Source organism: Shouchella shacheensis (genome assembly GCF_001484965.1).
In the GTDB taxonomy this organism is placed as follows: Bacteria; Bacillota; Bacilli; order Bacillales; family Bacillaceae_D; genus Shouchella; species Shouchella shacheensis.
In genome coordinates this window covers 37,708-51,402 of sequence record NZ_KQ947393.1, presented here as the reverse complement: position 1 = coordinate 51,402, position 13,695 = coordinate 37,708, and the positions used below count along the sequence as shown (strand labels likewise).

The following is a 13,695-nucleotide window of genomic DNA, read 5'->3' as shown; positions in this document are numbered from 1 at the left end:
GTCTGTAGTCTCCTGTGGAGGTCATACTTATTCTATCAATGAATAGGGAAGAATGGCAAGGAAATTTACTTACTCTTCATATTGCGGAAACAAATACGTTTGACCGATTTGTATCTCGTTTGGTTCAAGTCCATTATTCAACGTACGAAAATCTTCAATAATTGTATCAATGGAGGCTTCTATCTGTGAGGAGTGCAAGTGTTCAACAACAGACAGGACGGTCTGTCCCGGTTGGATGATCACTTCCTGGTATGAAAGTCCTTCCCTCAAAGCGGGCGAATCGTTCAGTTCCTCATTGCGCTCCTCGTTCGCAACGGATGTTTCCTCTGTATGTGGTTCTTGCGCAAGGGTGCCAGTTGTTAAGTCATGGTAGATACCAAGAGTAATGGTCAACGAGACGATGATCGCTATCATTCGCTTCAAGCCTGTCCCTCCTTATCCTTGACGAATGGTTTTGAGCGACATTATATACACTACTTTAAGGATATGAAATGACGTACGTCTTTATGCGAGAAGTGGTGAAGGTTCGATGCATGAGTATAAAAAGCTTGTGGCGATCTGTGTGCTGCCGACGATGATTGTGATTGGCAACGCAATGTTCGTACCAATTATGCCAAGCATACAGCACTCGCTTGCTCTAACCGAAGGGCAGGCAGCTTGGTTTCTTAGCGTTTTTACGTTTTCTGGAATTTGCGCCATTCCTTTAGGGCAATTGGTGGCTAGGCGAAGAGGGATGCGCAAGGCTTCTCTTCTCGGGACATTGTTTGTGGTGGTAGGTAGCCTAGGCGCGGGACTTACACGCTTTTTTGATGCGGACAGTGTGTATCTCTGGTTTCTTTCTATGCGCATCGTCCAAGGGATTGGCGCGGGAAGTCTTGCCGCGCTTGCCATGACGCTTGTGCCAGAGCAGTTTCAAAAGGAAGACCAGCAAGTGGTTTTTGGGCAAGTGGAGCTTGCCAATGCTCTTGCCAAAGCGTTAAGTCCGTTAATTGGAGGCCTACTTCTGTATCTTAGCTGGACCTACAGCTTTGTGGTTTTCCTTGCTGTTTCCCTCATGGCTTTTGTATTTGTGCTGCTTTATCTTCCAAGTGAACCGCCAAGCCGGGAGAGGAAAAAGTCGATAAGGAAAAAGGAAAAAATGAGAAAGGCTCAATTGATGGTTTGCTTACCGGCCTTTGTGTTAAGTGCAGCGGTGCTGTTTGTTTTATATGGGCTTCTGTTCTATGCCTCTTATAGTTTCGAGATGCAAGCATTTTCTCCTGCCAGTAAAGGAATCCTTTTAGCACTACCGCTCTCGGTCATGGCGCTGGTTTCTGCTCGTAGTCATAAAATCGTAGAACGGGTGAGAATTTCGTATTCACAAATGCTTGTTCTAAGTTCGGCTCTTTTGGCTGGAGCGACCGCTCTGCTTTTTCTTGAAGGGGGGAATGTCTTGCTTATGTTCATTCTCGCTCTTTGTGCTGTGAGCACCGGTATGGCCATGCCGACGTCCAGTACGTTTATATCACAAAAAGCCGATGCCTCGGTACGAAATGCGGCCCTGTCGTTTCTTTCCATTGTACGTTTTGCAGGTATTGCTCTGGCTCCGGTTGTCTATGAGCAGTGGATGAATCACGCTCACGGTCTACTGAGCGCTGGAAGTCTCGCCATAGCGGTGCTTGCTCTTCTGACCACATGGGTGGTCCCGGTACGAAGAGTCAAGCATTCGTGACGATAATAGGACTTTTATCCCTTTTCATTTAACGCCAAAAGCGGTTATCTATGTGGAGAGGTTTTTAAAAAGGAGAGATCCTATGGTGGAATCAAAATCATGGAAAAAATGGATGGCTGCATGGCTTGTTGCTATGCTCATGTTTCCTGCTGTTGTAGTCCCCGAGACAGCGAAGGCGGAGGCTGTTCCTGGAGAAGTGGTGGTGACCTTAGGGGATGATTTATCTCCGAGGGAGCGCGAAGAGATACTGGAAAGAATGGATGTTGTTGAATCGGAAGCCGAGATTCTCACAGTCACCAACGATGAAGAGTATCTCTACCTCGGCGAATACATTAGCCCGGAGCAAATTGGCAACCAAGCTCTTTCCTCATCTAAGATTACCATTGCCGAAAGTGGAACAGGAATCGATGTAACGAGTGACAATATCAACTGGGTCTCCGACGCGATGTATGCCAATGCGTTGATTACGGCTGGTGTCGAGGATGCCGACGTGTATGTGACCGCACCGTTTTCAGTTTCGGGAACAGGGGCGCTTACGGGAGTCATTAAAGCGTACGAAGAAGCTGTTGACTTTGACATTCCCGAGGAGCAAAAGGACGTAGCGGCGGAAGAGATGGTCAAAACCGGGAACCTTGGCGATTCGATCGGCGAGAAGGAAGCAACCGAACTTATGACCCGTATCAAGGAAGAGGTGGCCCAAACCAACATTGATTCCGAGGATGAAATGCGGGAGTTGATTCAGCGCCTTGCTGAAGAGCTGGGGATTACGTTATCGGAAGAGGAGCTAAACGGGCTTGTGTCGCTGTTTATGCGCATGAAAGAGATCGATATTGATTGGGAACGAGTGCAGAATCAAATTTCAAATGTACGTGATAACCTCGGGGAATACCTTGAAAGCGAGGAAGCACAAGGGTTTATTCAAAGCTTTCTTGACAGCTTAAGACGGCTTTTTGATTCCATTCGAGACTTTTTTCGTTCATAATGGGAGGGAGGGGGACCTCTCTCTTTTTTAACAGGATCGGGAACGGTTTTTAGTGAAACCTTTTTGAAGGCGGGTACGTAACTCAAAGAGAACGTACAAGTAAGGAGGCTTTATCATGTTGGAGTGGTTAAATGCGGCACCAGTCGGGTTCCTCGTTGTCACGCTTGGGACGATGTTCTTACTTGGCGAGTTGATGGTGCGCGCGCGTGGAATTTTTGCTCTGCTTGGGATGGGGCTCATGTCTATGTACTTCATCCACCATTTGAATGGGGATGTAGGAACATGGGTCATTGTGTTCTATGTCGTTGGGCTGGCTCTGATCATCTTTGATGGAAATGTGACCTCTGAAGGAACCATCTCCATTATTGGAATTGTGTTCATGATTATCGGACTTGCGGTTCCAGCACCAACCCTGATCTACAGCATATTGGTAGCCATGGGTGTTTTTGTAGGTGCGCTATTAGCGCTCTTATTTTTGAAAGTGTTTCCGCACCGAAACATGTGGTCGAAGATGGTTCTTAAAGATCAGTTAACCTCGGAGAAAGGCTACAATTCCATGAATGAAGACTATAAAGAACTGGTCGGTAAGAAAGGAAAGACTCTGAATCCATTTCGACCAACGGGCACAGTGGAAATTGACAACAAGCCTTATAGTGCCACAAGTGGAGGCCAGTGGATCCCTGCTGAGACAGAAATTGAAGTGATCTCAGTGGACGGGACGAGAATTCTTGTAAAGAAAACCGAAGAGACGGCGAGCGAGTGAAGCCCATCACTTGCTCTTTTTTTTGGTTTTGAGACTTGAAGAAGGAAGCATGAAGAAACGAGTGGTGGTACAAGCTAAGTGCAACGCTGAATGAGTCGGAAGCGGTCAGACGTATTTATCCGAACAAAAGCCGTCAATTAACGTGATTCATAAGGAATACAAGCGCTTTTATGTTGATATGAAAAAAAACTGTTCAGGATTAAAAAAGGCTGTTTACAAACACTTTACCTTTGATTAATAATAGACTCGGCAAGTAATGTTGAGGGATGTCGAAAAGAGTAAAAAACTGTTTTCTATGAGGGGATGAAGGTTTGTGGAGTTACAAGAAGTGCTGTTCACGTTTATAGGGGGTCTAGGGATCTTTCTTTTCTCCATAAAGTACATGGGGGACGGACTTCAAAAAGCCGCCGGTGACCGGTTGCGTGATTTGCTTGACCGGTTTACAACCAACCCATTTATGGGTGTGTTAGCCGGAATGCTCACGACAATCTTGCTTCAAACCAGTACGGGAGCAACCGTGCTTACGATTGGACTCGTGAATGCTGGCTTTATGACCTTACGTCAAGCGATTGGTGTCATTATGGGTGCCAATATCGGAACGACCGCGACTGCATTTATTATCGGTCTTGACATGCAAGCGATCAGTTTGCCCATTATGGCTCTCGGTGCTTTTATGCTCTTTTTCTTTAGGATAAAACAAGTGAATAATTATGGACAAGTATTTTTTGGCTTTGGTGGTCTTTTCTATGGATTGGGATTGATAGGGGATGGGCTAAGTCCTTTAACTGAAATGCAGGCTTTTGCTGATTTAACAGTGTCAATGGGCGAAAACCCACTACTTGGCATTATCGCTGGAATTATCCTTTCTGTAGTGTTTCAAAGTTCAACTGCCGCCATTGGTCTCGTGCAGCAGCTCTTTAATCAAGGAGCTTTTGATCTGGCCGTGGCACTTCCGGTTTTGTTTGGGGACAATATTGGGACAACGGTTACAGCCGTCATTGCGGCGATCGGGGCTAGTGTCGCTGCGAGGAGGGCAGCTCTGACGCATGTGATGTTTAACTTGATTGGTGTCACGCTCGTGATGCTTGTGTTTCCGATCTTCAGGAATGTCATTGAGTTTTTGGCTGTACAACTTAATTTAAACCCGCCTATGCAAATAGCGGTGGCACACGGGCTTTATAATACGGCCAATGTCATTATTCAGTTCCCTTTCATTGCAGTGCTTGCACTCATTGTTACAAAGTTAGTGCCTGGGGAAGAACTTGCGCTGGATTACAAACCAAAACATCTCGATACGCGCTTTATCGGCAACTCGCCGGCCATTGCTCTCGGTCAAGCGAAGCAAGAGGTGCTTCATATGGCGGGTTACTCGCAAAAGGCGTTAGAACAAGCGATTCGCTATATGAGAAGCGGCGATAAGAAGGATGCAGAAGTCGCTCTCCAGTACGAACAAGCCATTAATAATTTGGATAAAGAAATAACCGATTATCTTGTAAAAGTATCGTCCCGCTCCCTTTCGCAACACGATTCGGACTTGCATTCCACACTCCTAAGCGCTGTTCGTGATATTGAGCGAATTGGTGACCATATGGAGAACATTGTCGAATTAAAGGATTATCAGAAAGCGAACAAAGTGCATATTTCCGACGTTGCTATTAACGATTTGAATGAAATGTTTGAGTTAACGTCGTCTACGCTACAGGAGGCCATTCACGCACTTGAAGAAGGCGATCTAGATAAAGCACATGATGTTCTTGAGAAAGAAGAGCAAATTGACAAGATGGAACGCAAGCTTCGTAAGCAACACATCGCTCGGGTGAACGAAGGCGAGTGTAGCGGCGCGGCGGGAATCATTTTTGTCGACATTATTTCAAACCTTGAGCGGATCGGTGACCATTCGGTGAATATTGCCGAAGCCGTCATTGATGAGGATCACTAAGGGGGAGAGAGTAGGGTGAGCCTGCTCTCTTTTTGTCTAGCTCCGCTGGGGAGGAGCTTGGGGTTTTTCAGTCCTGCCCCGAAATCCAAGGCCGGGATTTTAAGTAGCAGGCCTTCCGAAATTCGCCCTTTTGTTCGACCCGCCTGCGCTGTTTGGTATTGTCTAGCTTCAGAGCGACCCGCTTACGCTTTTCGAATTCTTGTTGCGCCCACTCTTTCTTCCTTCATGCTACGTTCCATAATAGGTCTTAAAATTTCAGAAGGACCTATTGCATAGTTGTTTAAAGCATGGTAATATAATTCTTGTCTTTGCGATGCTTCATCAGGCAAAACTTTTTGGCGGTGTAGCTCAGCTGGCTAGAGCGTACGGTTCATACCCGTGAGGTCGGGGGTTCGATCCCCTCCGCCGCTACCAACTCTTACATAAGAATAATTATGGCGATTGTGGCGAAGTGGTTAACGCACCTGATTGTGGTTCAGGCATTCGTGGGTTCAATTCCCATCAGTCGCCCCATTGATCACATAGGGACCCTTAGCTCAGTTGGTTAGAGCACTCGGCTCATAACCGATCGGTCGTAGGTTCGAGTCCTACAGGGTCCACTCATTTTAGAAGTTAGAGGCGGGAAGTAGCAAGGTAGAAAAGAACTTTTTAACATCTTACTGCTAGCTAACATCCAATTTGGAGGAATACCCAAGTCTGGCTGAAGGGATCGGTCTTGAAAACCGACAGGCGGGTTAAACCGCGCGGGGGTTCGAATCCCTCTTCCTCCGTTTTAAAAGACACTCATTAGAAGTGTCTTTTTTTTGTCAAGTTGTCTAGCTCCAGCGGGTAGAACCAGCGAATGTTTCAGTCCTGCCCGGATGGAACTTCTAGTACAGGCCTTTCAAAGTTCGTGCTTCTGTGCGACCCGCCTGCGCTTTTCAATATTGGAAAAGAGGAGACGAATTGGTCAGGACTCTACCTTTTACAGCTAGAATAGGTTTAAAGTTTTTCAAAAAGGGAAGCCATTCTATAGGGCGCAGCGCTTATCAGTTGCAAGCGTATGAAATATTTGGTACGCTTTATTCACACTTTCGAAACGTCAATGTTTCGAAAGTATGAAAATGATACTTATCTTTCTGAGGAGGAATTCTAACCATGGCTTATGAACTACCACAACTACCGTATGCAGCAAACGCACTCGAACCTCACATTGACGAAACAACAATGAACATCCACCACGGAAAGCACCACAACACATATGTGACAAATTTAAACGCCGCTCTTGAAGGCCACAGTGACCTGGCGAGCAAAAGCGTAGAGGATGTCGTTGCCAATTTGGAGGATGTGCCTGCAGACATTCGCACAGCTGTCCGTAATAACGGCGGCGGCCATGCAAACCACACATTTTTCTGGCAAATCCTTAGCCCACAAGGTGGCGGAGAGCCAACAGGTGCTCTTGCAGAAGAAATTAAGTCTACATTTGGCAGCCTTGAAGACTTCAAAACAACATTTGCCGATGCTGCCAAAGGTCGCTTCGGTTCTGGCTGGGCTTGGCTCGTTGTGAACAACGGTCAGCTTGAAATCATGAGCACACCGAACCAAGACACACCTCTATCTGAAGGCAAAACGCCAGTGCTTGGCCTAGACGTATGGGAGCACGCGTACTACTTGAACTATCAAAACCGTCGCCCAGACTACATCGCTGCGTTCTGGAACGTAGTGAATTGGGACGAAGTGGCGAAGCGTTACGACGCGGCAAAATAAGTCATTGAATAAAGGGTGCCCTTGGACTGGGGCATCTTTTTTTAGTTATTCTAAAATTCTCGCTCCTAACCAACCCGCCTGCGCTTTTCGGATTTGTGAATAGCTCCACTTTGTTAAGACACACTACCAAATAAGGTGGTGAGGTCGTGCAAAGCAATGTTGTCAAAAAGGTATTGGGCGAAGTGGAGGTATCCAAAGATCTGCGGCTACTCCTAATCATTGGTGGTCTGTATGCCATGAGCGTCGCTTTGTCGAACACCTTCGTGAACGTCTTTTTATGGAAGCAGTCAGGGGAATTTCTCGACCTCGCCTTGTACAATTTAATGTCTGTGATGTTTCAACCTCTTGCATTCGTTGCTGCGGGGAAGCTAACGAAACGGGTCGACCGCGTCATTGTCCTGCGCATTGGTGTTAGCTTGCTCTCGCTTTTTTATATCACGGTTCTGATTGTGGGGGAAAATGCCTCCTCCTTTTTGCTTCTTCTTGGAGCACTTCTTGGCATGGGGATCGGGTGCTACTGGCTTGCGTTTAATGTGCTTACGTTTGAAGTGACAGAGCCGGATACAAGAGATTTTTTCAATGGTTTTCTAGGTCTGCTCACTTCTTTTGCCGGTATGCTAGGCCCTTTTGGGGCGGGGCTTTTGATTACCAAAATGAACAATTTCAGCGGCTATTTTGTTATCTTTGGCATCTCTCTCGTCTTGTTTTTAGTGGCCGTCTTTTTAACGACAGCCCTGACCAAGCGCAATGCCAAAGGTCAATTTCATATTCGAACGGTGATTCAGGAACGGAAAAAAAACATGAACTGGAGGCGAGTGTTGCACGCTCATTTTTTTCAGGGGCTCCGTGAAGGGACGTTCGTGTTTGTGATTGTCGTCTGGGTCTATGTTGTGACAAACAATGAGTTGGCGCTTGGTACATATGGTCTTGTGACATCAAGCGTTCAGCTGGTCTGTTACTATCTGATAACGAGGTTGCTGAAGCCCATTTACCGGAAAAAGGCAATTCTCTTCGGTGGCATACTTCTGTACGGGGCCATTTTCCTGCTTGTTTTTGATTTAAACTTCGGCAAGCTCATTAGCTACGGCGTACTCGTATCAATTGCCTATCCCGCGCTTTTGATCCCCTACATTTCACTTACATTTGATGTGATCGGAAGGAGCCACCAGGCGGGCGAGCTTCGCGTGGAGTACATTGTGGTGCGCGAATGTTTTCTCAACGCTGGACGCATCATGTCGATTGTCATCTTTATTGCTGCTGTGACCGCTTTTCCTGAAGAAAAGGTGATCCCTCTGATTTTACTCGTGGTCGGGTCGGGGCATTTCTGGATTTACTTTTTTGTTCGCAAAATTCACCTTGGTGCCCCTGACGATGACGATGAAGCGATCAATTATGCCAACCAGGGCGAAACAGAAAAAGGAACAGGAGGGACGGTCTAGCGCTTTGACAAAGAAAGGTGTCCGTATTATACTATAGATTGAATCACCTGCCGTGTTCGTGAGCGTTATGATGTTTCGAACCTTGAATGTGACAAAGGGAGTTCTATATTAATGCTGTGCCAGCAAGCCATTGATCGAAATGGACGCTGAAAAAAGGCATTTGCGAACACCCACCTACGAGTGTAGGTTCATGAAACATTCTAAGCAACGGCATCGCGGGTATTTCCTTTTAACAATCATCAGGCATCCGTTTTTTGGGTGTCTGTTCTTGTATGTACATAGAATGTAAAAGGAGGGCACATTTTGGGGAAAAAGAAACCAAAGAAACAACGACATGTGTCGGTACGGCTGAATATCCTTTTTTTGATTGTCTTTTTGCTGTTTTCTGCACTTATTTTACGTCTTGGAGTAGTGCAAATTGTTCAAGGGGAGAATTATGAGGAAGAGCTGAACGAAACGTCCACGCAGACAGCGCGCCTCGATGCCCCACGCGGCAAAATGCTTGATCAATATGGCAACACGCTGGTTGATAATGAAATGGAACTTTCGATTACATACACCAACCCAGCGGAGGGTACGAGTTCTAACGAGATGCTTGAAATTGCTAGGGAATTAGACAACCTGATAGAGATGGACACCGAAAACTTGCGTGAGCGGGATCGCAAGGAATATTGGTACGCGACGCACACGCAAGAAGAACGCCAGGCACTCATCAGTCACCTTGATCCAGAAGAAGAGGGTGAGAGTGAGTATCAGCTTATTATGGACCACATCGACGAGGGCTTGCTTGATGAGATTCCCGAGGAAGAGGAAACCGTTATGGCCATTTTCACGCAAATGTCCAAAGGCTATGCTGGTTCCCCGCAACATATTAAACGAGCCGTAAACGAAGAAGAATCCCATCGTGTCAGCGAGCATCTAGATCAGCTTCCAGGCATCGACATTACGCGTGATTCCAGACGCTCGTTTGCGTATGGAGAGACGCTGCGTGGGTTGTTCGGCAATGTTCGTCCGATTCCTGCAGATCAGATCAACGCCTATCTTTCCCAGGGCTATGAGCGTTCTGATCTAGTCGGCACAAGCTACTTAGAAGCGCAATACGAAGATGTTCTACGCGGAGTCAAAGCGGAGGTAGAGACTACCTCCAGCGGCGAGGGGCAAACCGTTAATAATGGAAAAGAAGGCAGCCGGGGTTCGGATTTAAGGCTAAGCATCGATATGGAGTATCAACAGCTGCTGGATGAGGCCGTGGAAGACATTGTGCGCTCAAATTCTGGTCGCTACATTCGTGACAGCCAAGCGTACGCGATTGCGATGAATCCGAAAACGGGAGATATTCTTGCGATGAGTGGGTTCCTCGACGCGGTTGGCGAAGATCCAACGAGTAATGAAATTGGAGCCATTAATAATACGTATGAAATGGGGTCAGCCATTAAAGGCGCCTCCGTTCTGACAGGGTTTCAAACAGGGATGATGAGTCCAGCTGAGACAATTTACGACGAGCCTCTGAAATTTCCTGACACCGATGATAAAGCATCTGTAAGCAATATGGGCACTGTAAATTACCTGTCAGCGCTTGAGCGATCCTCTAACGTGTATATGTTTTATATAGCGATGCGAATGATGGATTATACGTATGATCGGAACAATCCAAAGCCGTTTACCGATTTGAACGCGATCAGAGATGCTTACAATGAAGCACGTTACTATTTCTCTCAATTTGGTCTTGGTGTAGACCCGTATGTTGACTTACCTGGAGCACCAACTGGTGTTACTGGAGGAACTTCAGATCCTGGTCAGTTAATGGATTTGTTCATTGGTCAGTATGACACGTACTCTACCTTGCAACTTGCACAATATATAAGTACGATTGCCAACGATGGCGTTCGCATGAAGCCAAGACTCGTACAGGAAATCCTCGAACCGTCCAACAATGGTGACGACTATGTTGTTGAGAAAGTAAAGCAGCCTGAGATGCTTAACCAGATAGACATGTCAAGTGAACATATCTCCATGGTGCAGGATGGTTTACGTCAAGTTGTGACCGGCTCAAGAGGGACCGCGCGAAATATGGACGTAGATGTGCCAGGAGGCTTCGCGGCTAAGACAGGGACGGCAGAGACGACCTTGGTCTTTCCAACGCCTGGTGATGGGGAGAACGAGATTTATGAGGCCCACAACCAGACGCTCGTCGGCTACGCCCCTTTTGATGATCCGGAAATTGCTTTTGCGATCGTCGCCCCGGGGATGAATGCGAACCAACCAACTGGTTCAATGGCGATCCCACAATTGATCGGCGAGGATCTCCTTGATAGCTACTTCGGCCTCAAAGAAGAGCGCAATGGTCCAGAGGAAGTCGATACAATCCTAGAAGACGTGAGCAATTTGGAGGAAGCAACAGAATAATAGGTCATACAGAACACGAATGGAGGATTTCTCCGTTCGTGTTTTTTAGTCCTGAAACTCATACATTATCATTTTTAATGCTCTTTATGAACAAAAATTGAACCCGTTCGCTCTTATCATGTAAAGTACCTACAAAGAGAAAGGGCTTTCATTTTTAAGAAGTGACATCCTAGCGTATGTCATCAAGAGAAAGAGGGTTTTGTTATGAGTATGCTTACAATCGTCGGACTAGCGGTGATTATTTCTATTGTCGCGCTTCTTATGTGGGGGAAGATCAGTCCCATTGTTGGGATGGTGATTATTCCGATTATTGGAGCGCTTGCGGTTGGTTCTTCGATGGAAGAAGTTAGTGAGTATTTTGCGTCCGGGATTGATTCGGTGATGGGCGTGACTGTAATGTTTATTTTCGCGATTCTATTTTTTGGTGTCATGCAAGACACAGGACTTTTGAATCCGCTTGTTTCCGGCATGATTCGTCTAACAAAAGGGAACGTCGTAGCGGTAGCGGTCGGGACGGCCATTGTGGGAGCGTTTGCTCAGCTGGACGGAGCAGGGGCTACGACGTTCCTCTTCACGATTCCTGCGCTTCTTCCACTTTATAAAAAACTGCATATGAGTCCCTACTTGCTTATGCTACTGATTTGTTTGAGTGCCGGGATTATGAATATGGTGCCGTGGGGAGGGCCAACGGGAAGAGTTGCTTCGGTCTTTTCCATGGATCCTAGTGATGTGTGGCAACCGCTCATCCCCATTCAAGGGATTGGGTTTGCCTTGTTGATTCTTTTAGCGGTTTTTTTAGGGGTACGTGAAAAGAGACGCATTAAGAAAGGAATAGAATCCGGAGACATGTCCGAAATGCCTAAAGAGAACCCAGACGCAGAAGCGGCCGCAGCGGTTGATCATAGCGATGAACTCTTGCGACCAAAGCTGATGTGGGTGAATCTTTTATTGTTTCTTGGTGTGATTCTTATGCTTGTTTTTAGTGAATGGGATGCGGGGTTAATATTTATGGTCGCGCTCGGAGTTGCGTTCCTTATTAACTATCCAGATGTTAGCACACAGATGGGACGACTGAAGCACCATGCTCCAAATGCCCTCTCAATGGCGGCTGTGATTCTGGCTGCAGGAGTTTTCCTGGGGATGATCCGCGAAACCGGGATGCTCGAAGCGATTGCGCTTGACTCAATTGCTGTGATCCCTGCCGTGGCTCAGCAGTACATCCATATAGGAGTTGGCTTGATCGGTGTTCCGCTCGATATCCTTACAAGCACGGATGCCTACTATTTCGCTCTTCTCCCTATTGTAGACGGGATTGCCTCTGCGAACGGGATTGAATCGATGTCGACAGCCTATGCCATGCTGATCGGCAATATCATTGGCACGTTTGTTAGTCCGTTTTCCCCAGCACTTTGGCTTGGCATTGGACTCGCTGGTGTAGAGATGGGCAAACATATTCGCTATTCCTTTTTCTGGATGTGGGGGTTCAGTATTTTACTAGTCATTGCCGGTATTTTAATAGGGATTATACAGTTTTAAGCATCGTATAAAGAAGGTCGACGTCCCAATTAAAGGACGTCGACCTTCTTTTTTCCAGCTCCGGCCGGTGGGCCACCCGCTCCCGCTTTTCGGCTTTAAAAAAATTTGAGGAATAGGCAGGAACCTTGGTCGTTCCTGTCGAATAATGACTTTAGAAAAACTCGGAAACGACCTCATCAAGGCTCATGTCGCTATCAACTTGAACGGTCTGTGGTTGAATATCGTTGGCAAGGCCTCGGTCCTCCACCTCGGCAAAGAAGTCATAAGCATCGTCGATAATGTTGGCCGTCTCCAACTGTTCACCGACATCAATGCTTGTCATCCCGGCTGTAACCGTAATAATGGTTCGGTAAATGATTTCATTGTCGTTATCGTCATCGTCATTCGCTTCCGCCCATTCCTCTTCCGCCAAACTCACTGCGTCTGAAATGTCTTCCTGTCGCTCTTCCTCTGTTTGCACAGTGAACCCTGATTGTATCAACTGTTCTCTCATTTCTTCTTCAGTAAGTGCTTCTGCCTGCTCGTCCCCTGAATAATAGTACGTTGCCCCAAGAGCTCCTGCCGCAACGAGAAGACCTCCTGCAAAGCTGCGCATCGTTTTAGGCGTCATTGGCAGCCTTCTTTCTGTCTCGGTTTAGTTCCACATAAGGTGTAAGCAAGCGCTCGACCTCATAGTCAGTAAGTTTTGTCTCCGTCGCAATGCCTTCAACGGAATACCCCCGTTTGTGCAAATCAAGCACCTCACGAAGCAATTTCTGCTGTGAGGAGGAGCGGCCTTGAATCCCCGGTTCTCCGGCAGCGATCTCGGCGTCGAGCTCCATGTTTCGAATCTGATTTTTGAGCTGATACACTTCCTGCATAAAGGAAATGGATAACTGTTCAATTTGTTCTTCTGCTTTCGTTTGCTTTTCTGTTTTAAAAAACGACAGAATGAGCAGTAACATCGCAGCACCAAATAAAATGGCTAATGTCCATTCCATCACGTTCCCCTCCCACTCCTAAATCTAAAAAACCTATCTATGTATTATACATCATCTAAGCCTTTTTTCGATTCAAAATCGGAAAATCTAGCGACAAGCCCTAGTTTCTGACAAAAAGAGACACATCGACTGATAGTTTAGACCTAAGAAGCTGATAAAAGAAGCAAATCCCCGATCACGGGCGGCGGTTGGT

General features: G+C 46.7%; 11 protein-coding genes, 4 tRNA genes and 1 other RNA gene. 13 read left to right on the top strand and 3 right to left on the bottom strand.

Annotated features, from left to right (window positions below; all coding sequences use genetic code 11):
- Positions 1-69: 69 nt before the first annotated feature.
- Positions 70-414, bottom strand: coding sequence for a protein YqfZ (gene yqfZ / locus AVZ68_RS00310; RefSeq protein WP_437182670.1), 345 nt, complete (start codon positions 412-414; stop codon positions 70-72).
- A gap of 115 nt (positions 415-529) precedes the next feature.
- Here yqfZ and AVZ68_RS00305 point away from each other — a divergent pair, with 115 nt between their 5' ends.
- The 13 genes from AVZ68_RS00305 to AVZ68_RS00250 all read left to right on the top strand — a co-directional run bounded on the left by AVZ68_RS00305 (position 530) and on the right by AVZ68_RS00250 (position 12,522).
- Positions 530-1,711 carry an MFS transporter gene (locus AVZ68_RS00305; RefSeq protein WP_059102553.1) on the top strand — a complete coding sequence of 394 codons (1,182 nt, stop codon included), beginning with the start codon at positions 530-532 and terminating at the stop codon, positions 1,709-1,711.
- Between the two features lie 82 nt (positions 1,712-1,793).
- Positions 1,794-2,693, top strand: coding sequence for a DUF1002 domain-containing protein (locus AVZ68_RS00300; RefSeq protein WP_059102552.1), 900 nt, complete (start codon positions 1,794-1,796; stop codon positions 2,691-2,693).
- A 115-nt stretch (positions 2,694-2,808) separates the two neighbouring features.
- Entirely contained in the window at positions 2,809-3,456 is a 648-nt protein-coding gene (locus AVZ68_RS00295) for an NfeD family protein (RefSeq protein WP_157404539.1), read from the top strand.
- Between the two features lie 313 nt (positions 3,457-3,769).
- Complete coding sequence (locus AVZ68_RS00290; RefSeq protein WP_059102551.1) at positions 3,770-5,395, top strand: Na/Pi cotransporter family protein; 1,626 nt, start codon at positions 3,770-3,772, stop codon at positions 5,393-5,395.
- A 337-nt stretch (positions 5,396-5,732) separates the two neighbouring features.
- A tRNA-Met gene (locus tag AVZ68_RS00285) sits at positions 5,733-5,809 on the top strand.
- Between the two features lie 23 nt (positions 5,810-5,832).
- Positions 5,833-5,908, top strand: a tRNA-His gene (locus AVZ68_RS00280).
- A 12-nt stretch (positions 5,909-5,920) separates the two neighbouring features.
- Positions 5,921-5,994 (top strand) — tRNA-Ile (locus AVZ68_RS00275).
- A gap of 81 nt (positions 5,995-6,075) precedes the next feature.
- Positions 6,076-6,165: transfer RNA gene (locus AVZ68_RS00270), tRNA-Ser, on the top strand.
- Positions 6,166-6,532: 367 nt separating this feature from the next.
- A complete protein-coding gene (locus AVZ68_RS00265) occupies positions 6,533-7,141 on the top strand; it encodes a superoxide dismutase (protein ID WP_059102550.1) in 609 nt (202 codons plus the stop codon).
- 146 nt (positions 7,142-7,287) lie between these two features.
- Entirely contained in the window at positions 7,288-8,580 is a 1,293-nt protein-coding gene (locus AVZ68_RS00260; RefSeq protein WP_059102549.1) for an MFS transporter, read from the top strand.
- Positions 8,581-8,621: 41 nt separating this feature from the next.
- Positions 8,622-8,806: non-coding RNA, 6S RNA (gene ssrS / locus AVZ68_RS19535), on the top strand.
- A gap of 77 nt (positions 8,807-8,883) precedes the next feature.
- The gene (locus AVZ68_RS00255; protein ID WP_059102548.1) at positions 8,884-10,986 is read left to right on the top strand and encodes a peptidoglycan D,D-transpeptidase FtsI family protein; all 2,103 of its coding nucleotides are present in this window, start codon (positions 8,884-8,886) and stop codon (positions 10,984-10,986) included.
- A gap of 210 nt (positions 10,987-11,196) precedes the next feature.
- Positions 11,197-12,522 (top strand): CitMHS family transporter, encoded by a 1,326-nt coding sequence (locus tag AVZ68_RS00250; RefSeq protein ID WP_059102891.1) that lies wholly within the window; start codon positions 11,197-11,199, stop codon positions 12,520-12,522.
- 151 nt (positions 12,523-12,673) lie between these two features.
- On the opposite strand, the gene AVZ68_RS00245 is transcribed toward AVZ68_RS00250, so the two are convergent.
- The gene (locus AVZ68_RS00245) at positions 12,674-13,132 is read right to left on the bottom strand and encodes a hypothetical protein (RefSeq protein WP_059102547.1); all 459 of its coding nucleotides are present in this window, start codon (positions 13,130-13,132) and stop codon (positions 12,674-12,676) included.
- The gene (locus tag AVZ68_RS00240; protein WP_059102546.1) at positions 13,122-13,502 is read right to left on the bottom strand and encodes a hypothetical protein; all 381 of its coding nucleotides are present in this window, start codon (positions 13,500-13,502) and stop codon (positions 13,122-13,124) included. Before AVZ68_RS00240 ends, AVZ68_RS00245 begins: the two co-directional genes overlap by 11 nt.
- Between the last annotated feature and the right edge of the window lie 193 nt (positions 13,503-13,695).

Coding starts and splice junctions, on each gene's coding strand:
- yqfZ (WP_437182670.1), bottom strand. CDS start 414: ATGATAGCGATCATCGTCTCGTTGACCATTACTCTTGGTATCTACCAT.
- AVZ68_RS00305 (WP_059102553.1), top strand. CDS start 530: ATGCATGAGTATAAAAAGCTTGTGGCGATCTGTGTGCTGCCGACGATG.
- AVZ68_RS00300 (WP_059102552.1), top strand. CDS start 1,794: ATGGTGGAATCAAAATCATGGAAAAAATGGATGGCTGCATGGCTTGTT.
- AVZ68_RS00295 (WP_157404539.1), top strand. CDS start 2,809: ATGTTGGAGTGGTTAAATGCGGCACCAGTCGGGTTCCTCGTTGTCACG.
- AVZ68_RS00265 (WP_059102550.1), top strand. CDS start 6,533: ATGGCTTATGAACTACCACAACTACCGTATGCAGCAAACGCACTCGAA.
- AVZ68_RS00250 (WP_059102891.1), top strand. CDS start 11,197: ATGCTTACAATCGTCGGACTAGCGGTGATTATTTCTATTGTCGCGCTT.
- AVZ68_RS00245 (WP_059102547.1), bottom strand. CDS start 13,132: ATGACGCCTAAAACGATGCGCAGCTTTGCAGGAGGTCTTCTCGTTGCG.
- AVZ68_RS00240 (WP_059102546.1), bottom strand. CDS start 13,502: ATGGAATGGACATTAGCCATTTTATTTGGTGCTGCGATGTTACTGCTC.